The sequence below is a fragment of the Massilicoli timonensis genome (genome assembly GCF_900199515.1).
Classification (GTDB): Bacteria; Bacillota_I; Bacilli_A; order Erysipelotrichales; family Erysipelotrichaceae; genus Massilicoli; species Massilicoli timonensis.
Window position 1 is genome coordinate 794,007 of record NZ_LT963434.1, and the last position, 24,058, is coordinate 818,064.

Annotated in this window: 22 protein-coding genes; all 22 read right to left on the reverse strand. The window is 41.6% G+C overall.

Annotation, left to right across the window (positions count from 1 at the left end):
* Positions 1–19: 19 nt before the first annotated feature.
* Positions 20–1,582: an amidohydrolase gene (locus C1712_RS05945; RefSeq protein ID WP_102267665.1), complete on the reverse strand. Its 1,563-nt coding sequence runs from the start codon at positions 1,580–1,582 to the stop codon at positions 20–22.
* A 13-nt stretch (positions 1,583–1,595) separates the two neighbouring features.
* A complete protein-coding gene (locus tag C1712_RS05950; protein ID WP_178200081.1) occupies positions 1,596–2,519 on the reverse strand; it encodes a phosphocholine cytidylyltransferase family protein in 924 nt (307 codons plus the stop codon).
* Between the two features lie 22 nt (positions 2,520–2,541).
* A complete protein-coding gene (locus tag C1712_RS12875) occupies positions 2,542–3,615 on the reverse strand; it encodes an NAD/NADP-dependent octopine/nopaline dehydrogenase family protein (protein WP_219718842.1) in 1,074 nt (357 codons plus the stop codon).
* 11 nt (positions 3,616–3,626) lie between these two features.
* A complete protein-coding gene (locus C1712_RS05965) occupies positions 3,627–4,877 on the reverse strand; it encodes a lipopolysaccharide biosynthesis protein (protein ID WP_102267669.1) in 1,251 nt (416 codons plus the stop codon).
* Positions 4,870–5,736 (reverse strand): LicD family protein, encoded by an 867-nt coding sequence (locus C1712_RS05970; RefSeq protein ID WP_102267671.1) that lies wholly within the window; start codon positions 5,734–5,736, stop codon positions 4,870–4,872. Before C1712_RS05970 ends, C1712_RS05965 begins: the two co-directional genes overlap by 8 nt.
* Positions 5,737–5,750: 14 nt before the next feature.
* A complete protein-coding gene (locus tag C1712_RS05975; protein ID WP_102267673.1) occupies positions 5,751–6,896 on the reverse strand; it encodes a glycosyltransferase family 4 protein in 1,146 nt (381 codons plus the stop codon).
* Positions 6,897–6,910: 14 nt separating this feature from the next.
* Entirely contained in the window at positions 6,911–7,252 is a 342-nt protein-coding gene (locus tag C1712_RS05980) for a DUF2304 domain-containing protein (protein WP_102267676.1), read from the reverse strand.
* A gap of 5 nt (positions 7,253–7,257) precedes the next feature.
* Positions 7,258–7,944 (reverse strand): glycosyltransferase family 2 protein, encoded by a 687-nt coding sequence (locus C1712_RS05985; RefSeq protein WP_102267678.1) that lies wholly within the window; start codon positions 7,942–7,944, stop codon positions 7,258–7,260.
* 8 nt (positions 7,945–7,952) lie between these two features.
* On the reverse strand, positions 7,953–9,887 hold the full coding sequence (locus tag C1712_RS05990; RefSeq protein WP_102267681.1) for a DUF6077 domain-containing protein: 1,935 nt from the start codon (positions 9,885–9,887) through the stop codon (positions 7,953–7,955).
* A gap of 37 nt (positions 9,888–9,924) precedes the next feature.
* A complete protein-coding gene (locus tag C1712_RS05995; protein WP_102267683.1) occupies positions 9,925–12,063 on the reverse strand; it encodes a glycosyltransferase family 2 protein in 2,139 nt (712 codons plus the stop codon).
* Position 12,064: 1 nt separating this feature from the next.
* Positions 12,065–12,850 (reverse strand): ABC transporter permease, encoded by a 786-nt coding sequence (locus C1712_RS06000; protein ID WP_102267685.1) that lies wholly within the window; start codon positions 12,848–12,850, stop codon positions 12,065–12,067.
* An 11-nt stretch (positions 12,851–12,861) separates the two neighbouring features.
* Positions 12,862–13,992: an ABC transporter ATP-binding protein gene (locus tag C1712_RS06005; RefSeq protein WP_102267687.1), complete on the reverse strand. Its 1,131-nt coding sequence runs from the start codon at positions 13,990–13,992 to the stop codon at positions 12,862–12,864.
* Positions 13,993–14,053: 61 nt separating this feature from the next.
* A complete protein-coding gene (locus C1712_RS06010; RefSeq protein ID WP_102267689.1) occupies positions 14,054–15,115 on the reverse strand; it encodes a glycosyltransferase in 1,062 nt (353 codons plus the stop codon).
* Entirely contained in the window at positions 15,112–16,080 is a 969-nt protein-coding gene (locus C1712_RS06015) for a glycosyltransferase family 2 protein (RefSeq protein WP_180963086.1), read from the reverse strand. Before C1712_RS06015 ends, C1712_RS06010 begins: the two co-directional genes overlap by 4 nt.
* Complete coding sequence (locus C1712_RS06020) at positions 16,077–17,252, reverse strand: glycosyltransferase (protein ID WP_102267693.1); 1,176 nt, start codon at positions 17,250–17,252, stop codon at positions 16,077–16,079. The genes C1712_RS06015 and C1712_RS06020 overlap by 4 nt, the downstream gene beginning before the upstream one ends.
* Positions 17,253–17,265: 13 nt before the next feature.
* Positions 17,266–18,216: a glycosyltransferase family 2 protein gene (locus C1712_RS06025; protein ID WP_102267695.1), complete on the reverse strand. Its 951-nt coding sequence runs from the start codon at positions 18,214–18,216 to the stop codon at positions 17,266–17,268.
* Between the two features lie 24 nt (positions 18,217–18,240).
* Complete coding sequence (locus tag C1712_RS06030; RefSeq protein ID WP_102267697.1) at positions 18,241–19,161, reverse strand: glycosyltransferase; 921 nt, start codon at positions 19,159–19,161, stop codon at positions 18,241–18,243.
* A gap of 15 nt (positions 19,162–19,176) precedes the next feature.
* Positions 19,177–20,193 (reverse strand): LCP family protein, encoded by a 1,017-nt coding sequence (locus C1712_RS06035; RefSeq protein WP_102267699.1) that lies wholly within the window; start codon positions 20,191–20,193, stop codon positions 19,177–19,179.
* A 137-nt stretch (positions 20,194–20,330) separates the two neighbouring features.
* Positions 20,331–20,519: a hypothetical protein gene (locus C1712_RS06040; RefSeq protein ID WP_102267702.1), complete on the reverse strand. Its 189-nt coding sequence runs from the start codon at positions 20,517–20,519 to the stop codon at positions 20,331–20,333.
* A 95-nt stretch (positions 20,520–20,614) separates the two neighbouring features.
* The gene (locus C1712_RS06045; protein ID WP_102269783.1) at positions 20,615–22,195 is read right to left on the reverse strand and encodes an ABC transporter permease subunit; all 1,581 of its coding nucleotides are present in this window, start codon (positions 22,193–22,195) and stop codon (positions 20,615–20,617) included.
* Positions 22,185–22,988 (reverse strand): ABC transporter ATP-binding protein, encoded by an 804-nt coding sequence (locus C1712_RS06050; RefSeq protein ID WP_102267704.1) that lies wholly within the window; start codon positions 22,986–22,988, stop codon positions 22,185–22,187. The genes C1712_RS06045 and C1712_RS06050 overlap by 11 nt, the downstream gene beginning before the upstream one ends.
* Positions 22,976–23,950, reverse strand: a complete 975-nt coding sequence (locus tag C1712_RS06055) for an extracellular solute-binding protein (protein WP_102267706.1) — start codon at positions 23,948–23,950, stop codon at positions 22,976–22,978. The genes C1712_RS06050 and C1712_RS06055 overlap by 13 nt, the downstream gene beginning before the upstream one ends.
* Positions 23,951–24,058: the final 108 nt, after the last annotated feature.

The window sequence follows — 24,058 nt, forward strand, 5'->3', positions numbered from 1 at the left end:
CCTAATCTGCTAAAATATTCTATACCTTTCCTTTTTTGAGTAATCCTGATAAAACTGTTTTTACTACATTCATCTTACAGCTTTTATACGGTTCTCCATTCAGGATCAGTCCTTCTACCTGTAGATGATGCAATTCTTCTTTTTTCATCGCATATGGATTGTGCGATAAAACCGTCATATCTGCTATTTTCCCACATTCCAGACTGCCTCTTTCGGTTTCATCAAAGCAGGCATAATAACCGTTGTAAGTACACATTCTAAGTGCCTGATGTATAGTGATCGCCTCTTCTTTATGATTCACTGCTTTTGCCATCCAGTCAATCGGATTTGGATCTGTGCATGGTGCATCAGAGCCGGCTGCTAATACAATGCCATTTTCCATAAAGGTACGCAGCGGATTTAACCGCTTTACCCGTTTCTTTCCCATAATGCTTTCTAAATATGAATCCGGCTCTTGCTTCCAGTCAATAAAGGCGCTTTGCACCAGTAGTTGAATCTGATATTCTTTACAAATCGTCATGCCGGTTTCTGTCGGCAGACATGCGTGAATGATTCCATGGCGATGATCTTTTCTAGGATAGTCATCCAACGCTGCTTTCAAGGCACGACACGCCTGATCAAACGCTTGATCACCGATTGCGTGCAGTTCGATTTGTAATCCTTCTCGATTTGCCTTTTTACAAAATGCAATGATTTTCTTATCACTGTAATATAAAACGCCGTTGCCACCCTCCTCATCTGTATACGCTTCATTCATCGCCGCATCATGAGAACCGAAGCAACCATCCAACGCACAGGCAAAGCAACCGCCGATCCGCGGCAGTTTTCTGCTATGCGCAGCTTTTGTATCGAGTGACTGGGGAAATACTCTGATTTGAAAACCGTTTTGCAAAGACTGCGCAAACAGCTTTTCTAAAGTGATATCTAAATCTCTTTTGAATCCGACACCGCTTACCGTATGGATACAGCCGATTCCTCGCTTCGCCTGAAAATCTAACGATTCCTGCATATTACGAATCAGATCGACTAACGACAGTGAATTAGTGATATAATTGGAAAATGCGAAAAACGCTTCTTGATTCATTTCGCCGCTTTCCTCATGATAGCCGCGCAGATGCTGTACCTTATCCTTCATTTTACCGAGCAGCTTGGAGTTAACAACACAGGCATGTCCATCGTATTTTACAACCATTACTTCCTGTTGCGCGCAAACGGCATCTAATTCACTGCGCGAAATCAGTCTTTTCTCCTCAACTGAATAAGGAGAAGCACCAAATACGATCAGGGTCTTCGCCTTTTTCGACTTTGCGAACGCTTTGATCATTTCCGCAATCTCTCGATTAGAGGTCGCCCCCATGACATTCAAGCCGCTATGGAAGGTAGAAAAAGAAGCAAAATGCTGGTGCGTGTCCACAAAAGCAGGAATCAGTGCTTTCTCTTTCAAATCTATTATTTCCGCGTTCTGATACTGCTTTGGCAATTCATTTCCAACATAGATGATTTTTCCCTTATCTTCCACCAAGTATCTTACCACATCATCATTCGCATTGACTGTAATAATCGTTCCGCAATAGCACTTCATACAATGTCCTCCCTTATTTCTCTGTCTGCATGTTTCGATAATGCGGATCTATTTCAGCCAGTTCATAAAAATTATCAATTTCCATAATATCTGTTTTTCTGCATTGTCTGATTTCTACTTGATAATGTTCTTTATATAAAACCAATGGAATGAACTCCCAAAACAGATCATAGCCTTTTTCTAAAGCATAAGCCGCTTCCCAATCCTTGACCAACTTTCTGCAATCTGCTTCATTCCAATATGTAATTTCATACTGATTAAAGCAGTTCGTGCCACCTTTGCGATAATGCGAGGCATAGCCGTTTACAAAATCAAAGCACCAATCATCTGTTTCCAAAGCATAGGAAGCAAGATAATTGCTTTGATAATGGTATTTTTTAATAATCGCAGGATTAGATAGCAAAAGATCGCCTGCACAGATATAACAGTTGCGAATTTTCTCCTTTGCCAACAGCGCCGAAGAGATATTGTTTTCTGTCTCATATCTGTCGTTGTCAATGAATGTTAAGAACGGATACTTAACCAGCAATTCATCAAATTTATCCTTCAAATAGCCTCTTACGATCGTAATGTCATAAATTCCCTTGCTTACCAGCGCGTCAAGCAGACGATCAATGATCCTGACTCCATTTACCATGACCAAAGGCTTTGGTGTATCCAGTGTGGCCGGCACCATCCGAGAACCAAAACCAGCAGCAAAAATTACAGCTCTTTCCACACGATACGGCTCCAGACTAGCCAAACCGCTTTCCGTGATTTCCAAAGCATTGTCTTCTGCTTGTGCAAGCAAGTGATTTTCTAATAGGAAAGTTTGTTCTTTTATGACAGCTGTTCCCGATATAGCTAAGGCGTCTGCTAATTCTCTCCAAGAATAGTGTTTTTTTCCATGCTCTTCTATATAAGAAAGCAATTCAAATTGGCAGCGATTCAGTTCCATCATTCATCCTCCCTATACGCATTTATCGATATAAGCGCAATAATTGTTCTTTGGTAATGGTCAATGAAAATACTTTATGATGCGGCTGTTTGGCTACTTGTTCATACCAATTATAAACTTCATCTATATGCGGTGTTGCAACATGAAACAGCACGGCCAAATCTTTAATGATTTTTAGTCCATATGGAAAATCGGCAGTAAAATAGCGAGACTCCCAATCCGGGATCCAGCCATCTCCGTCTACTGCCTTTTTCATCGGGGAAGTCAATCCTTTGAACGCTTTGATCGATGTGATTTTTTCTGTCATCGCCCTTACACTGTGACTTTCATAATAATCTTGCAGCGACGCAACACTTGTTAAATCTAAAGGAATGGTATCGCATAATGTTTGTAGTTCTTGATCACAGTCAATGAGCATTTGTGAAGAGGCGTCATCCCACTCTTCGTAAAACAAGAAATTTCGTGGATACTTCATACCTTCCCGATAGTTTTTGAACATTGTATACAATCTTGTGGTATGCAAAATCGGATTAGAAGGCGTTAAAGTAACCGAAAGATAATTATCCAAAGGAACACATGGCATTTCAAGGACCGCGGCTACCTCATTGCAGATCATTTGCGTCATAGAAGCGGGAATCACACCGATGCGCAGTTCTGCTTTTCTTCCCAATTCATATACAGAATGTCCATATTCCTTTAAGCGGGCAACACTGTGCACTCTTTGAAAGCCGATGAAGGTACAGCCTTTTTGAATAAACTGATAAAAAGCAAACTCAGCATCGCCGGTACCGGGAACAATACCGATCTTATGCTTACTTGTCACATATGGCAGCATTTTCTCCGCCATGTTTTCAAATGTCTGTGCCGGTGTTACCACCCAAACATATTCCGCATCAGCAAGCGCTTCTTCCATATTATTGGTTATTTTATGAAGCACTGCTGTTTTCAATAATTCTTCTTCGGCATTATATACTTTGATTTTTTGACTCCAGCGTTCCGGCTTCGACGTATATAAAGTTACATGATGCCCTTTGTCCGCATATTCCGCGGCCATTAACGTGCCGATATTGCCTCCGCCGATAATAGTTACTTTCATTTCGATCACTCCTACCTTTCTTTTTTATATGAACCGATGAATACAAGCAACAACAAAAATGCGATGAAAGAAATCGATACCAGATATAAAGTCGCTGCCCCCTCTACATTGAACTGTTTTGTTACAGGAACTGCCAGCAACTGCATGACAATGCTCACAAAGATATATATGAACAACATAAATTTCTGTTTTCGCATCACTGTTATCAGATAATTTACCAAGACCACAAAGCAGTTCATTCCCCCAGCAAGCAACAATATCATTAATGACAATTTATAATTGGTCAGATCGATATTGTAGATAAAGCTTAGAACCTCAATCCCCAATAAATATCCACCAGCCATGACAATTACTGTCAAAAAGATGATATATGTAATATTTTGAAAAACGATGCGCTTAAACTGATGAAGATTATGCTCATTCCAAAACAACGCAATTCTTCCATACAGCGGCAAAAACACAAACATTCCCAACATATTGATTACCGAAGAGGGCATGAAGATCACACCGTAGATCGCCTGTATTTCTTCATTTAACACAAGTTCTATCGCATTTTTCGGGATCGATATGATCAAGTTCGTAAAAAACGCACTTGCACAGATTGGAAAACACACATATGTCAATCTCATAATTTTTTTGATATCGAAACGCCAGATCTTTTCTCCTGATCGTATCGTCAATTTATAATCGAAGAAATAAAGCCACAACAAACCATATACAGTCGCCGCTAAAATCGATATGTTCAACTTTCCGCCGACAAGGAGCAATCCAAGAAAAAGAAGATCGGAAACCGATGTTCTCACAACCGTAGATTTTCCGGATATATGCAATTTATTATGAAATTGAAAGTTACCGGCAAAGGCGTCTGCAAGCACTTCCGGGATCACAAAGAACGTAAGCAAAAAAGCAATTTGCGTCTTATAAGCATTCAACCGCAACAGATAAGCATAGATTGCGCAGCCGATTAGCATAAACACGATATACAGCACTTTAGATGAAAAGTAATCGCTGAATGAAAACTCTTTTTTTATATCGGAAACCTGATAATTGCGTGTTCCAAACCGCCCCACCGTCAGCAATAACTGACAAATCGTCCAGCCGATCGCAAATACGCCGCCTTCAAACGCTCCCAAAGTCCGCGTAACCAGCAAAAGCAATAAAAACGACGATGCGGAACTGCATAAACAGCCTGCCGTATACCAAATCGTGTTATCTTTCAAACTGACTTTTTTATTGAGCAGCCGATCATAAAAATCATTCATCGTAATCACCAAACTCTATTTTATACGGATAATGATTCACTTGCAATTCCACCGGCGGCATTTCCATGTATTTTTCGCCGTAAAATATAGTCAAAAACTTCTCTACCTGATAAATCACATTTACCTCGATCTCTTCATACTTCATTTTTCTTAACGGAAAAATATCATCCGCCACTGAGAAAACGCCGATTTCTGTCCGATATCCGCCGAAATGGGCAACATAAGCGCTGTCTTCATGACTTGCCGACATCGCATATCGCATCATTTTTTTATAGATGCTGGATGCTTTGATTCGAAACAGATTCAAAAAATGATGAATCACGATACAAGCAGCATGATAAAGCTTTCCTTTCAGCCCTTTTGCCGGAATATTCGGATTTGCGGTTCCCTTCAAAAACAACAACTTACCTAAAAGATAGGTATAGTGAAACTGTTTTTTTCTGATCTTTGGATCATTGCTTACCTTATCGTAGATAAAAATATCCATGTTGATGCCTGTATGACACTTCAGATCCTTTGAATATTCACTGATAAAAGTCGTGTCCTTGCGCTGTAAATGAGTTACTCTGCTCGCAAACGCTTCGTTATGAAGCGGCGTTAAAATCTCTAGATTTTCTATTCCCTCTTTCGCAAACAATTCTAAAAATCTTTCATATTCCGGTCTCAGCATGCCTACATCAATGTCGTCATCCCATGGAATAAAACCGTGATGACGCACTGTTCCTAGCGCTGAACCATAAGTCATAAAATAATGTAAATCATGTTTGTCACAGAAAGAAATAAACGATTTCAGAATGCCCAACTGTACTTCTTGCACTCTTTTCAGTGTTTCATCGTCATAACCCTTTGAAATTCCCATTGTGCTTCTCCTCTCTAGCTTGTTTGATTTTGTATGATTTCCATGATCTTACGATATGTGATTTCCCAAGTAAAATGAGTTTTGATTCTTTCTTTCGTAAGCTGAATTGCCTTGCGATAGTCCTCCTCTTTAAGATTTGGCAGAGCGGAAAGCGCCCTTGCAATATCTTCTTTTCGATTGTTTGGTAAAATCATTCCGTATGTATCGTCTAATATTACTTCCCGAATACCGCCGACATCTGATGAAATGATGTAACACTCACAGATTCCCGCTTCTAAAACAGAAGTGGAAAAGCCCTCCGAATCTGATGGTAATATGAAATAATCTGATTCGCTTAACAATGCAATTACCTCTTTGAAAGATAATCTGCCCAGTAGATGTATTTGTGCACCGGCATATGCCTGCGCGGTATTTTCCAAGATTCCCTCTCCCGCAATACAAAGATGCAGATGCTTTGGTAAAACCGCTTGAAACGCCGCCAATAGCTGCAAAATTCCTTTTTCTTGAACTAGACGACCGGTAAAAGTAATGACCCGATCTTGTTTTGGAATATGCAGTTTTGTTTTAACTGCTTCCTTTTTTTCCTGTATGATCGCTTCAATCTCATCATCGGCAACAGCGTTGTATAACACCCCTTGCGCATGAATATGAAAATGCTCCAGCCACTTTCCACTGTTTTTTGATACGGCATAAAAAGTATCACATTTTTTCTTTACTAAATAAGTTAAAGCGTGTTCATATGCAGCGCCGATCACATCTAACAGTTTTACATTTACGCTTAGATGCGCAGTACCATGTTCAATCACCATGCAGGGAATATGTTTTTTTCTCGCAAAATTCACTCCATACAAAGAATGCAGATAGAAACGAGTATTGACGATGACATAATCGAATTCTAAGCGATTGATCTCTTTTTTCAGCTTCGCATTTGCCCGGTTCTTTTTAGCGATCGGATATCTTCCCTGAATAAAATCAAATGCATCAAATCTATATACAAGAATACCATCAAAATCAGCTGTTCTATCCCAACCACCGAGATTACAGGTAATAACAGATACCTGATGCCCCTCAGCTATCATTTTTTTTGCTAAGTGATAAGTATAATTTTCAACACCGCCCATATGAGGCAAAAACTGAGCGGAAAAAATCGCAATCTTCATATTCGCGTCTTCCTTTACTTATTCCTGTTTTTATATTCATGCAAACTTAGTTTCTGTATCAGTTCCTTGTTTCGCTCCTTTAATAAAGATATGGTAATAGACTGATAGAACAGCAATAAATATAAAAAGAAGATAAACAAGCACAAGATAAAGTTGCTCGGTGATTGAAATCCCAAAAATTTTGAGATCCATGACGCAATTTTCGGAAAAATACTGAATACCAGTAACAGCAGCGCCCATAAGATCCACACAAGCGCATCATCAATATTCAGTTTATGCTTGCGAATCTTACTGACTACAAAAAGAAAGATAAAGAAACTCGCAATCAAGAAAAATAACTGTAAAGATGTTTTCATGGCATTTACCTCACCTTTCTAAATGGCTGTATCATAAAAATTGAAATCGCCATTCTTGACATATATTTAATCGTATTGGATAAATTCAGATAGGATTCACCGAACTCTCTATCCCGCATCGTAACCTGTACTTCTGTTATTTTCCGCTTTTTTCGCAGCATGTAAACCAGTGTATCCGGTTCCGGGGGATTGTTCATATCATTTGCATAATCGGCAATACATCTTTTCCCATATGCCCGCAAACCGCTGGTAGGATCTTTTATCGTTTTACCGGTTACAAGCTTGATTGAAAAGGCAATCAGTCTGCTTCCCAGCATTCTTGCGGTAAAGGGCTTCTTCTCACTTACAAAGCGTGAACCAATCGCAATATCATTGCCCGCTTCGATCGCTTCCACCAGCTTTGCAACGGCTGAAGCGGGATGCTGCCCATCGCCGTCAAACTGAATCGCAATATCGTAATCATATTCAAGCGCATACTTGAAACCGGTCTGCACCGCACCGAATAACCCCTGATTCATAAATCCATAAATACAATTAAAGTGATTTTTTTCTATGATCTCTCTTGTATTGTCTTTTGATCCGTCATCTACAATCACATAATCGATCCCTTTTGCGTTTTCCTGAATATCTTTTATCACATTTTCGATATTCAATGCTTCATTGTATGAAGGTATCACTAATAAAGTCCTCATATTTATCCCTACCTTAATTTCATCAACCAAAACATTCTCTGTGTTCCATTTTCAAAAGTCATAACACACTCTTTATTATACCCTAATAATTCTTCATATTGTTTTTCATCGCCAATCAAAATGTAGTCAATTTCTCTTTTTTTCACGATTATACTTAATTCTGAATATGTTTTCTCACCTCTGAAATAATCAAGAGCCGTGTCATACTCAGTTTGTGTTAAGCCACATCCGCCTCTCAATGACGTTTCAATTCTATTAGAAGCCATGACAAACCCCATTGAATCTAGTTCGGTATTATCATACGAGTAGGATTCTGCAAGAAGCAATTTATAATTTCCATAATCCAATGTTTCAAAATATTTGCCAGTTTCTGAAATAAGGTTTGGAATCATCTGATCATTGTGTAACAGTCTTGAAATCGAATATCCGTCTTTATTGACGCCGGAACCCAGATATTCATACAACTTAAAGCGTTCGATATTTTTAAGCCAATAAACGACCGTCATTGTCAAACAAACTGCCGCAAAATATGCAATCCATTTAGTAAGGCTGATCCTCTCAACTGTTTTAACCAAAATAACCCCTATAAAAAACAGCAACATGTGCTCAACCGAAGCAATCGTTCTGAGCGTTACAAAAAACAGATCAAAGGAAGTAATCGCAAGTAATTGTTCAAAAATATTCAGTCGCAAAAACAGATAAAATAGCGTAACCGCAAGTATCAGATATCTTCCTATACTGTCTTTACATAAAGGAAATGTAGCTAACAGAATGATAAAGCCATATGCGAAAAAAGCTCCGTCATTGATATATGCAATGAAAAACGATTCTCCTTCGGCAATGCTAGGCAACGCATTTTTGTCTATAAGGCTCACAGATAAAACAAGTCCCAGCAATAGCCCCCCCGATAAAGCAGCCGATATTTTTCTGCTTCTTATAGATGTTTCCCGATATACGATCCAGATTTTTATAAATATCAAAATAAGAAACATAAGTATTCCTATTTGTATAAAAATAGATGAAAATGATAACATAACCAGATAAATCATTCCCATGAATATAATTTTTCTGAAATCTATTTTTTCCAATAAGTCTTTGGCAAATAATAAAATCGTAGGAATTGCTGTCACTCTCACAACAGAACCACCATAAAATATTGCTGTCTGAAACTGCCAGCCATCATACATATGTATAAATGATTCTACATTCAGATAACCAAACGGAATAATAAAGACAACAAACGGCAATAACACATATTGAGACAAAGCCGTTTCCTTCCCCGCAAATACCTCTGCTAAAGCATAATACACAAGCAATACTAAAATGTAATTATGTATCACCATAGTAGCTCTGCAAAAAAAGGGAACAGAGATATGAAATAAAGTCGCAAAATATCCATATCCTAATTCATATGTATTCAATAATCTTTCCAAACCTACCGTTTCGGTCGTAAGCGCGCCGTTGAAGTAGTTTTCATTCAACACCGCCGGTGATTGTATCAAATGAACGATCTTTCCGATATAGTAAGGGTCATCATAGTTCATAGAATAATACGGCTGCTGATTTGCCATTGATAATATTGAAAAAACAATTACCAGCGCATACAATAACCAGTATTTTCTTAAATGGCGCTTAACAAAAGAAAGCAAATTGTCCCTGTCGAAATCAAAACTCGGTTTTATACCGTTTATTTTTACAATAAGGACTATCAACAGCAAATACGCCGAAGAAATACCGTAAAAGTAGATATTCCAACTCAAACGCAATAATTGAATGGGAAGAGCAACTATAAAATTGATAAAATAGACGGCAATAAACCCGCTGATTATTGACTTGATCACCGTGATGTTTTTATATTTTGCCGATTTTAAGATGATTTTACCTGCATTGTAATAAATGAAAAACATCATCGGCAGATAAATCAAAGACATTCCCCAATTCATTTCAATCACTCCTTACCAAAGACAGATGCGTTTTCCTTTACTTATCTAATACGAACCAAAGTTTATAACTATAATTCGGATTGTAAAAACGATCGTTTTTAATGACGCTCTCCCACTTCTCATACATATAATTCTGCTCTTTCACAAACCGCTTGTATTTTTCGCTGTTAGTATCCATACCTCTAGATTTCGATTCATGATGAATCAGTTCTACCTGCGGCACCAATACGTTAAAATAGCCCGCTTCCAGCAGTTTCAAATTAAAATCAATATCGTTATAGGCAACCGTCAATGTTTCTTCCAAACCGTTTACCTGTTCAAACAACTCTTTACGAACCGCCAGACATGCGGCAGTGACAGCCGAATAATTGTACGGAACACGCAGTCTTCCATAAATGCCTGGATCCTCTTGCTTTGCACCGATATACGCATGTGATGCAACGCCGCCCAGTCCGATGATCACGCCGGCATGCTGTACCGTCATATCCGGATAAAGCAGTTTCGCTCCGACTGCGCCGATATGCTTTTGCATGGCATAGCCGACCATGGTCTCTAACCAATGATCCGTTAAGACTTCCGTATCATTATTCAGCAGTACGATGACTTCGCCTTTTGCCTCTTTGACCGCCAAATTGTTGATCTTCGAATAATTAAATTCCATATTGGCGTCGATCACTTTGAAATTTCGATACGTCGTCCGATATTTCTCAAACATGGCAAAAGTTTCTTCTTTTTCACTGTTGTTGTTTACCAGCAGTACTTCATAATTCGGATAAGTCGTCTTATGAAAGATCGACCACAAACATCTTTCCGTAATATCGGCATAGTCCCGTGTCGGAATAATGATACTGACAAGCGGTTTTTCACTTTCATAGGCAACACGGTAATAATGACTGATCGGATCGATCTCCACCTTTGCGTCAATGCCTCTTCGCTGCAATGCCCGCTCGATTGCCGTTTTTCCTTTATCTGCCGCATAATCCTTGTTGTCCAAAGACATCGACGTGGAACTTTCGATCATTCGCCAATGATATAAGATCTTAGGAATATGATAGATTTGATCCGTGACCTCGCTTATGCGCAAAAACAGATCATAATCCTGCGCCCCCTCTAAACCGACGCTGAAACCGCCTATTTTTTCAATAAGCGTTTTTCTGATGACCGCCAAATGACATATATAATTCATGCTCAACAGTGTGTCCGGCGAATAATCCGCTTTGAAATGGGGATCCTGCCGTTTTCCCTGCATATCCAATTTATCTTCATCACTGTAAATGAAATCAAGATTTCGATTTCGATTCAGCGCTTTTACATTCTCATATAAAGCATTTTCACTCAACATGTCGTCATTATCCACCAGCGCGACAAATTCCCCCTGCGCGATTGCCAAAGCGCTGTTCGTCGCTCTTGAAATATGCCCATTTTCTTCTCGATATACGACCTTAATACGATCATCTTTCCGCTCATAAGCCTTTAAGGTGGCAAGCGTTTCCTGATTGGTGGAATGATCATCTGCAATACAGATTTCAAAATGCGGATAACTTTGCGCAAGGATTGAGTCAATACATGCGGAAAGCAACTCCCCTGAAACATTATAGACCGGTATCAGCACAGAGATCAAAGGCTGATAAGACCACTCTTTCAGCACTTCTGCCTGTTCGTTTTTTAACAGCCATTTTCGATATTCATTCGGCACAAACGGATCATAAAACAATTGATTGGCGCCGTTTCGATAACTCATCATAAAATCATAGCGATATTTCTTCCATAAACGCGGCGGCACTAACAGATGATGCTCTTTCCAGAATAATTTCAAAAATCGTCCGCTCACCGAAAAGAAGATCATCACACTTTCCAGTTTTTGTCGAATGATGCCGATTATTTTGAAAACGATCCTTTTCAGGAAATAATTGCGATAGCGCAAAAGCGAGATTTCCCGTTCTTCTTCCACGATCTTTACTTCCACCGATTTGATCTGCTTATCAAAATCGATCTCCAGTAAATACTGCAATTCTTTTACCAATTTCTTAATGTGATAAGAATGGGGTTTTCCATCGGCATATACTCGAAAATCTGGAGAGGCGTCCCCAGATTCGTAGATGATTCCCAATTTCGGATTTTGCACGCCCGAAATGTATTTTTTCTTTACTGAAACAGTGTTAGTTTTCTTGCCCATACTAAACCTCCTCAGCAAATCCCTTTTCTAATTTCTTGAAGATGAACAGTCCCAATACCAGACAAACAAGCGCAATCAATGCGACATAAGCCCAGCTCCAGATATCGGTCAATTGGTGGTACATAAAAATATCACGATAAATCTGCATCAGATGCGTAAACGGATTGATTTTTACCAACCAAAGCAGAAAAGCCGGCACCTGTGTTGAAAAACCGCTCAGCTCATACAAGATCGGGGTACCGTAAAACAGCATATTGATCACAAAATTGATGATATACTCCATATCCTTTATGTAAATATTGATGGCGCTAAACGCTAATGTCAATCCTAAACAAATCAGAAACTGCAGCAGTGCTGCAATCGGCAGCAGCAGCAAATGCCAAGAAAAGCCAACTGCGAAAATAGCGCAGAAAACCAAAATGATGACACAAGAGATGAAAAAGTTGATGATACCGGCAGAAACCACTGACAAAGGCAGGATTTCTCTTGGAAAATACACCTTCTTGATAATACCGGCATTCACTTTGATCGAAGCCATGCCCTGGCTCATTACCGTAGTGAAGAAGGTCCACGGAATTACTCCGGTAATCAAATATACCAAATAGTTATCCACCGTGCTGCGCATTAAATAGGGAAAGACGATCGCATATACCAATACGGAAAGCAAAGGATTGATAAAAGACCACAGTACGCCTAAAAAGGAGCCTTTGTATTTCCCTCTGATTTCCTTTTTGATATTTGATTTCAACAACTCCCGATAAGCATAGAGTTCTTTTATCAAGCTCATAAAACCACCTCTTATATCAGTTCAAATTTTCTTTCTTCCATACACAGCAACTGTTCGTTTTCATCATATACCTTTACACTAATATGATGCGTGCCGTTCACAAGATCGGCAACGTCTATTTCAGCATGGAACCCGGGGGTCGGATTGGTCGCGTAACCCCCAAATTGATTTTCATAAATGATAAGCAGATCCGCTCGCTCTATGCGATCGATTGCAGTGATTTCCTGACGGTCTATCATGACTTCCAGCCTTGCATGCAGACAATCGCTTAATTCCCAACCCTGTAATTTCAGTTTTTCATTATGTGAAAGCACTGCTCCGTTTTGCGGGAAATCGATTACCATATGCCCCACATATTTGTCTTTTTTCTCGATCACTTGATTTTTACTGTCCGCTTTATGGTCTAAGATGACCTGCTGCAAATAAGCGTCAATTACTTCATTGGGTTCTCCATCCATTTGGACTTTTCCCTTATAGATCCAAATTGCCCGATTACACAGCTCTCTCAATGTATCTAAGCTGTGAGAAACGATCACCACGGTTTTATCGCCATCGCGCAGTTCTTCTAATTTTCTGAAACATTTATCTTGAAAATACTGATCGCCGACGCCTAATATTTCATCAATCAATAAAATTTCCGCATCGACATTGATGGCAACCGAAAAAGCTAAGCGCATATACATGCCCGAAGAATACGTACGTACCGGATTATCAATAAAATCGCCTAACTCGGAAAAATCAATGATGTCTTGTATCCGCGCATCGATTTCCTTCCGGGTCAAACCGAAGATCGAAGCATTAAAATAAATATTCTCTCTTCCCGAAAAATCCGGATGAAAGCCTGCTCCCAATTCCAGCAGGGAAGTCAGTTTTCCATAAGTTTTCAATTCTCCCGCATTGGGATAAAGAATCTTTGTCATCAGTTTCAAAAGCGTTGATTTTCCGCTTCCATTCGTACCGATCAAAGCAACGGTTTCACCTTTTTTTATATTAATGCAAATATCTTCCAAAACGCTGCGGTATTCCGCCTTCTTTCTATGGAAAGATATGATTTGTTCTTTTAATGTCTGTGGCTTGTCATACACGACCTTAAACTTCTTGTATAAGTGTCTGACTTCGATCGCATTTTCTTTCGTCTGCATGTTATCACCTATCTCTACAATATATTGATTATAACAAAATCCATTTATTTTGTCATAATTTTCAGCATGATTTTATATCATGATGATGATTATAACGAGAAAAGATATGATAAATGAACCAAAAATAGAGATCTCCACGGTAAAAACACGGATCATCCATATAGTTTTCATAGGCTCTGTTTTGCTTCATCTGTTTTCTTTTCTTTAGAAATTCTCGCCAGGAAAGCGATGGCAGCTGATTGCGATAGCGCCAAAAATCCAAACACTCGGTTAATCGTTTCAGATTTTCATCCTTGCTCTCATGCTTTTTCAAAAATTCATAGACTTCATAATATCTTTGATAATGCTCATACGCATGATCCTGATAATAAAACGGCGAATGCAGGATCGTCTTTTTTGTATTGCGGCTAAACGCTTGCTTTAATTGCGCAGGCGTACCATCACGCAGCAATGTAGTATCTCCAATTCCGCACACATTATTGCCATGTAAACGATAGTACGTTAATTTTTCATCTAAATATAATAAAGAATCCGCTGCACCGGCCATCATCGCCAATAAACCATCGTGTAACCAAAGATCACTGACATGAAAGCACTCCTCAAAAAATCGTTTTCTCATTGCCATCGTCGCGCCGGTAATGCAATAACGCTTCAATAGCTGCGGAAACAAATGAAACTCCTCTTTCTCGGCATCAAACAGCAAGCCTTCCCTCAAAGTCAAATTCATCGCTTGATCATGCTCATCAATCAATACTGCATTGCTCGCAATTAAACTAACACGGGGATATTTCTCGAAATAATCGACCATCACCGCTACCTTATCACTTCTCCATATATCATCCTGATCACAGCTGAAAATCAAATCACCGCCGCACAGCTGATAGGCCTTTTGAAAATTCCGCACGACCCCTAATGCTTCTTCATTTCTTTCGATCCGATAAGCAACCGTGCTTTCCGCCAGCAATTTTTCCGCAATCGCCAGCGTTTGATCCTTTGAGCCGTCATCACAAATGATGATCTCATCTACCGCTTTGCTCTGCTCTAAAATGCTTTTTATCTGCTTCTCGATAAATCGTTCCCCATTATAGGTACACATCGCAACCGATACTCTCACTTCGCTCACCTCGCTTCCTTCGCCAAAAAACCATACGCCAGCCACGCCACCGCGCGGTTAAACCGCTTCAAATACCAGTTTTTCGCCGAATGTTCTTGCAAATAGCGGTTGCTTCGATAATCCGGAAAATGACGGTTCACCTCATCGATTGCCCGCACGACCGCTTTTCGATATTCACTTCGGTCATATTTCGCAGCCGCCTTGATAAATGTCGCAAACAAATATCGCACATAACAGTATTCCAGTTCTTCCCGATAACTTTCATACAAATGCTTTTCTTTATAAAATGCCAAGATGCCGTTCCAATTATCAATGCAGTGATAAATGCGCGGATCGACGCTATTGCTAATGGAGTTTGTCCGGATCAAATACCGATAAAATGGCTGATGCACCACACCGATGCTGTTTACATACGGCAGCATGCGATAGCCAAGCTCCACATCCTCAAACCAAATGCCTTCTTTGAAACGCAGGTTTTCAAACAACGCACGCCTATAAAGCTTATTCCATGCGGAAGGATAAAACGAGATCATATGCGCTTGAATCGCTTTTTTTCCATACAGATCCTGCTCGACGTGGCAGGAACAAGCGATCGCTTTGCCACTACGGATCTCATAAAAATCACAGACGACCAAGTCAAAATTTCCTTCCACCGCTTTCTGATACATTGACGCATACATCGTTTCAGAAACCGTATCATCACTGTCCGCAAACGCCAGATATGCACCCTGTGCCCGTTCGATCCCATAATTCCTGGCAGAACTCAGCCCGCCGTTTTCCTTTTGATAGGCTTTGATCCGATCCGGATACTGCTTTGCATAACGATCAATGATCTTTTGTGAATCATCCTGCGTGCCGTCATTTACCACAATGATCTCCATCTCCTTCAAGCTCTGTTTTACCAAAGCTTCCAGGCATGTCTCCAAATAGGCTTCCACATTGTAAACCGGTACGATTACACTGACTTTTATCATACACATTCTCCATTCAACAGGCTCTCGATCTGCTTCATGATCGCCGCATAATCATATTGATAGTTTTTTAAGCCGGCTTTCCATTTTGTTAAAAGTGCAGGTTGCCGCAAGATCCTGCGAAGCCCATTCGCAAATCCTTCCCTGCTATTCTCACAAAGACAGCCGTATCGATCATCTGTCATTAACATCTCACTGCCCGCAGTACGCGTTGCCAATACCGGCACGCCGCATAAAAATGCTTCCAGCATGACCAATCCAAACGATTCCGCATAAGAAGGCATAAGCAGCAGATCAAAACATTTCAAATTCGCCGCTACATTCACGCAAGCCCCTTCCCATATGACTTCCTGTTCCAGTCCCAAGGCCTTGCACTGCTGCCGCAACTGCTCCCGTTCTTCCCCATCACCGAAAATATGTACCTGTACCTGTTCCATCAACCCTTCCCTTTTCATTAGGGCAATGACATCTAATAAGCGATCAAAGCCCTTCAAGGGATGAAGCCGTCCCACTGCCGCCATCTGCAAACAAGTATTTGTCAGCTCACAGGACGGCTCTTCTGCCATTTCCTGTTTGATCTTCGTTACATCGATCGGCGGTGCGATGACAACCGTCTTATTTTCTAAATGATAAATTTCCTGAAACTGCCGTTCGACCTGATGAGAGACCGCAACGATCTTAGTAAAGCGCGGCAGCACTGTTTCAAACAGCGATGTATAGTGCGCAGTCGGATCATCATAGCGATAGGAACTGTGCAGCCAGTGCAGTTTGATCGGCGTATCGCCATAACCGCTGAACAATGCACAGAAGCCATCCTTAAACGCCACTTCCACATCATAGCTGCTGTTCAATAATTTCCGGCGCTCTTTCATGATCTTTTTCGCGATCCGTCCGGTTTTCATCAAAAAGATCAAGCGCAGCTTATGAACAAGCAAACCTAGATCGCCATTATGCAGTGCGCCTTTCAGCGAACAGTCGATCGCCCGAAAAAAAGGCGTCCCGAAAAAGACCCGCACATTTGCCGGCAGGTTTTGTAAGCGATCGCCGCGATCGTGGAGCACCAGCACATCCACATCAAATTTTTCATGATCCAGCAGATGAAGCAGATCCTCTAATACTGCCGATACCCCGCCCATCTGCCTTTCATCTACGACAAACAACACCTTTTTTTTCATTTCAGTTTCCTCGCTATCGCAAAAGCCATTTTAACAGCCGATACCGTTTTTGATAAAACAGCGTACAGATCAGCCGATATTTCCAATTTTTCTGCTTCACATATACGTTTTTTCGCCAATCGGGAAATCTTGTCTGCATCACCTTTACGATTCGATCCAGTGCTTGTTTCCCCTGCGCAAAGGCGAAAAAGCGAAGTGACGCCGCATGAAGCAGATGATCCGTAAATAAATATTCCAGCTCATCGTGATAACGCACGCGATGCGCTTCATCAAAGCCATTATATAAATGTTCCATGCAGGGGAAAATACATTCCAGCTTGTCATTATACGTACTTTGATGCATCGTCGATCCTTCATGCAGGACATAATCATACAGCGCTTCTTCCACATAAGCGATCCGCTTCGCATATTGCCCATAATGCGGCACGACTGCCAGATCCTCATAGGCGCGCAATTTCGGAAAATATAACGCATGATCTATAAGCAGCTGTCTTTTGATCAGCTTGCGCCAAGGACTTGCATGATGCAGCACATAGTTTTTTTCATCATCATCGCTCCAAATGGTCGTATCGTCCAAGCAGCCGACCTTCTCGCCGTTTTTGATGAGATTGGCACTGCACCAGACAATGTCCGCATCTTCTTGTTGCGCTTTCTGATACAGCCTTTCCAGCATCTTCTCAGACACCGCATCATCAATATCCACAAAGCAGATAAAGTCGCCCTTAGCCCTATCGATTCCTTTGTTGCGGGCTGCTCCCTGTCCTTTGTTTTCCTGTGACAGGACTTGCACCCGCACATCCTCCTGCGCCAGTTTTTGTAAGATCGCTTCACTGTCATCAGTTGAACCGTCATTTATAAAGATCAGTTCATAATCTTGAAAGGTTTGGTGCAATAAGGCAGGAAGTGCCTCGGCAAAATAAACATGTGCGTTATAGACCGGTATAATTACACTGATTGCAGGCATTGTACTTCCTCCTTTTACGCTTTTCTAAATATAGCCGTCCAGACTTTCTAAATCTTCTTCATACAGCGCCTGCAGCATAGCAAGCGTCTGTAAGTGCGTTTCATAGCGAAACAGCCGTTTTTTTCGATCCTTATTTCCCATAGCCGCACCGGTCGCCGCCTCTTCTTTATGCAGGATCTTTAAGCGCGGCTGGTAGACGCTCAATAAATGATGGCGGATCAACCGTACAAACAGCACGTCTTCTTCTCCGTAAAACTTCGTTCTGACCTCTAATCCATCAAACTGCGCCACATACACAGGCGTAAAGATCAGCCAGCACCCATGTAAGCGCACCATTTCCATTCTTCCCTCGATCGGCAGTTCTTCACGATAGCGATGACGAATCTTCTGCCAGCGAATCAGTTTGCCGATATACTTGTAAAGAAATAAATGCAGTGATTCTATCAACCACTTGTTGCGTTTGATCAGTTTTTTGACCCGCAGACGATCCGCATCCAATTCACTGTATCGCAGCAGTTTTTTCGGATAAGCACAAATACTGCCATCCGGCAAATGAATCTGCGGACCGATCACGGCACAGTGTGATGCTTCATATTCCTGCTTTACCACCTGTAAGAAATCATCCTGCATCAATTCGGTATCATTGTTGCATAAACAGATAAACGTACAGCCAAGCGCTTTCGCACAGCGATAACCGACATTGTTTCCTTGTGAAAAGCCTAAGTTTTCTTCATTCACGATCACCTGCACACGCTCACTATTTACAAAGCGTTTCGCTAGTATCTTGCCGCTTCCATTAGGCGATGCATTGTCCACGACGATGATCGCATAGTTTGCCGTATCGATATGTGCTTCGATCGAAGCAATACAAGCCAGTGTTTCCTGCAGTACCTGATAATGCAAAATGACAAATCCGATTTCCGCTTTCACGTCTTGCTTCCTCATTTCCTTAACTGCTCATCAATAAGGCAGATACAATTCCCGCATCCGTTTGATCGATGCGTCCAGACGATCACTGACCTGATAGTTTTTCACTCCGTAAATATGTTCATGCAGCATCGCCACATTTCCCTGGAAATCTTTTAAGATATAATGAATCGAAGTATTGCCGATCGGCACGGTCGCTTCAATGTCTTCATAGCCGTTTTCCGGAAACTGCAGCTGTGTGATATTGCCCAGATCAAAAGAAAGCAGATTCATGGCAAAACGCTTGATCTCCGAATTGCTGACATTTGTTTCAATGTACGGCATGACCTGATTGACGATATCCAGCAGTTCAAAAGGACTTCTGCTTTTGAATTGATCGACGATCGCCAAGATGACCTGATTTTGTCTGTTCATTCTGCCGTAATCGCTGTCCAGATTACGAATACGCGAATATTCCAGCGCCTGTTTGCCGTTTAGCGTATAAACACCGCCTCCGGAAAGACCGATCTGTCCCGCTTCCGCCGCACTGAGCGACAAAGAAACGCCGCCCAAAAGATCGACGATCTTCGGTACGGAATTAAAATCAAACAGCACATAGCGCGTAATATCCAGATCCAGATTATAATTCAGCGTCTGCAGCGCCGATTCTACACCGCCGCTGGAATACGCCTCATTGAAGTTATTGTAGTCGTCGATTCCCGGAATATAGACCAGATTGTCGCGCTGGATCGAACTGATCGTAATTTTATCGTTGTTGAAATCGAGCGATATGATCTTCATGACATCGGTGCGATGTGATGTGTCATTCTCGGTACCATCCGCACCCAACAGCGCAATATTGATCACATTGTAGCGTTCTTCAAGCGACAGCGATTCTTCCGATACGCCGCCCTGCTCTTTAGAAATCGCATCTTTTTGATTCATCTTGTTCAAGATCGAATCAATATATAAATTGCCGCCGATCACGACTGCGAGCACCAGCACCACGACCGTGCCTAATACCGCAATCAATCGTTTTTTGGCTTTAATCGATAATCTGTGTTTTTTCATACTTGCCACCTCACATTAGAGATTATACCTGATTTTATAGAAAAAGGCACTGCTTCTTGTCATAAAATCCATACATTTCACGAAAAAAACAGACTTTTCACATCTCTTTTCAAAAAGTCTGTTTCCCATGTCAGCATTTATTTCTCAAAAAGCGACGCCGCTTCTACTTCCAGCACCTGTGCGATCCGCGCGATTTCCACTAGTGTTAATGTATCGTCAAGCGCAGCGACCACCGCCTTTTTCAGCACTTCATCTACTTTCATTCCTTTGATCGCAGAAAGTGTCGCCAACCGTATTTTCAATAATTCCAGTGCATCTTGATCCATCCGGTTTACCTCCATCCTCTACTATCAGCTATTTCCTATTTTACCAGACTTATGCACATAGACAAGTCATTTATTGATTTTTGAAAGCAGTCCCGCTATTCATAGCGTTTGATCCTATGCTTGACAAAGAACACCGCGATCTTCATCAATACATTGACCGCTAAGATCACCACCGAAATAAAGGCGGTTGCCTCGATCAGCGACTGGGAATCAAACTGCGGGATCAAAAGGGAAAGCGGCATCGTCTTAAAGTTTGCCAGAAAAGAAACCGCCGAGATCGTTACCATCGCATTGACAAAAATATAACTGAACATCTCACAAAGCGTTTCTTTCATACACGGCATGTAGACATCGCTCAACATCCTCATGCGGGAAATGCCCAGCGTCATCGACACATCTTCTAAATTTTCATTGAAATTGCTGAAAGAATTATAGGCAAGCAGATACGGCGAGGCAAAGAAATGCACCAGATTGACCTGCACCAAGATCGCCAGCGTGCCATAGATCACACTGCCCTTGAAAAACAGCACATAGGAAAGACCAAGCACGATTCCCGGTATCGCCAACGATAAGATCGAAATCAAATGCAGCGCCATCGTCGTAAAGGTTCGCTTTGAACGAGCGGTGATATAAGCCGCAAAATAAGTGAGCAGCACACCGATCAAAGCGGAAAACAGGGCGATGGTAAGGGAATTGATCAAATACATGCCTAGCCCCAGATCAAATGCCTTTGCCACATTTACCAGTGAAAACGACAGATCGATCGGATACTGCTTTACCACGCTGAGATAAACAAAAGTAAGGATCGGCAGGGAGATCAGCACCACCGTAACGATGCAAAGCAGGTAGGATAACCCATCCCGCACTTTGTTTGGATGAATCTCATAAGCGCGTACGATCGTACTGCTGCGCTGGCCGTCTTTATTGCGCAGATCGGCAATAAATGCGATGACAGCCGGAATCAGCAGCAAGATCCCGATGATCGCACCCTTTGAAAAATCAAGCAGACCGATGACCTCACGATACATATAGACCGGAATCGTCATCATCTTACCGCCTAATACCAAAGGCACCCCATAATCCGTAAACACCAGCGTAAATACCGCAAAGATCGCCGAAAGCAGCGGCCGTTTCATATTGGCGAGCGTAATGCAGTCAAACTGATTGAACTTGCTGAGACCAAGCACCTCCGCCGCCTCATAGATCGTATAATCCTCATACTGGAATGTATCGGTGAATAACAGGAAAGCGACCGGAAAGCTATACAGCACTTCACCGATCACAACGCCCAATAAACCATACAGCGGCAAATTCACACCGAATAAATTCGTCAGCAGTCCATTGTCGCCAAATAACAGCACCAGCCCCATCCCATGTGAAATACTGGGAATCAGCATCGGCAGCGTAAACAAGACGGAAAAAAGTCCTTTCATCTTGATCGAACTGCGATTGACGCACCATGCCAGCGCCAAAGCCAGCGTAACTGAAATCGCCGTCGCCAAAGCGCTCGCCAACAAAGAATTGAAGATCATCGGCCAAAACTGCGGCGCGTCTATGATCTTGGGAATATCGTCTACATGAATATTGCACAACAGGGTAATGAGCGGCGCAACGACGCTGATCAAAAGAAATACGATGATCAAAACCCGGATACTGTGATAGCTTCTATTGCGCATGCTGTTCATCTCCGCTCTTCTTACCGGTACATTTTAATAACGACTCATATTTTTGATCCAAATGATTTACCACAAAATCTTGAACATAGTCATTTGCCGGGTGATCATAAATTTCCCGCGGCGTATCGATCTGTTCGATTTTACCCTCGCTCATGATCATGATGCGGTCCGACAAGAAAAACGCTTCCTCCTGATCATGCGTGATGAAGATCATCGTCGATCTGAATTTCTTTTGAATTTCCTTTAGTTCCCGCTTCATTACCTCCCGCATCGACACATCCAATGCGGAAATCGGCTCATCCAGCAAGATAATATCCGGATTTAACGCCAAAGTACGCGCGATCGCCACACGCTGCTGCTGACCGCCGGACAACTGTGAGGGTTTTTTATGCAGCTGATCCTTTAAGCCGATCGCCTCCAGTGTTTCCGCGGCGATCTGCTTTGCCTTCTTATTGTCTTTATAGCGCACATTTAACGCATACGATACATTTTCTAAAACATCCATGTTGGGAAACAGCGCATAATTCTGAAAGACGATGCCCATGCCGCGATCGCTTGGTTTAAGCGCCGAGATCTCACGTCCTTCTTTGATGATAGAACCTGCATCCTTTGTTTCCAAGCCGATCAGGATCCTTAACAGTGTCGTCTTCCCGCATCCGCTCGGCCCCAGCACCGACAAAAACTCTCCGTCGTACACATCAAAGGAAATGCCTTTTAAGATTTCTTTTCCGTTCATCTGTTTTTTCAGATCACGCACCTGTAATTTCACATTTTGTTGCTTTAATACTTCCATTTCGCAAGCAGCCTCTCTTTCTCCTGTAAGTCCTCTATCCCCTGCATATCGGCATAACGAATGTTTTTCGGATAGTTTTCGATATAGTTGTTTTGTTTTTTCAAGATCTGTTCCGGAGAGTCATATTCCTTGTCAATGACCAGATATTCATTGATCAGATACTGATACACTTCCAGTACTTCTTCATCATTTTCATTGCCTTTGATCAAGGCGGCTCCGGTCATGGAATAAGGAGAGCCGTATTCCGGCGTCAGCATTTCCAGATCATTGCCCTCATTGTATTCACTGACACCTTGAAACGTCAGTCCCAGTCCGATGGCGATCTCTCCCTGTACCAGCAGCTTTACCGGACCCGAGCCGGATTCACTGAACTGCTTGATATTGTCGGCCAGCCGATCGATATAAGCAAACGCCTCTTCCTCGCCTAACACATTGACCAGATTTTTCAAAAAGAAATAGCCGGTGCCGCTGGATTTAGGATCAGGCATTGCGATGAGTCCCTGATAAGCGGGATCTAACAGATCTTCATAAGTATGCGGCGTTGGCAGATCATACTTGTCTAACACGCTGTGATTCACAATGATGCTGCCGGCCTGACGATTCCAGATCACATAGCGATCATCCTTTGTTTTTGCGTCATCTACATAGTCTAACTTAGAATATTGTGCAGAGGGCGCCAACTGCTCTTTGATCTTCTCCATATATGCCGTTTCCATATCAATGATGATATCCGCATCGGTCTGTTCTTTTTCAACACTGATCTTCGCAGCCGCTTTCGCCGTCGGCACATACATGACGATCACTTCTTTATCCGGAAATTGTTTTTCTAATTCCGCCTGCATACGATCATTGCGAAACTGTTCCATACAAGAATAGACGATGATCGTACCGCCCTGCGCTTTCACACTGTAAACGCAAAGTACGATCGCTACGCCAAGCAATGCGACCCATAATTTTTTCATAAGCAAACTCCTTTGTTCAATATTAACTATTATAGACCTTATTTTGAACATTGCAACCCCATATTCCTTAATAAAATTTAATTTTTACTTAAATTTTACTGCTTTTGT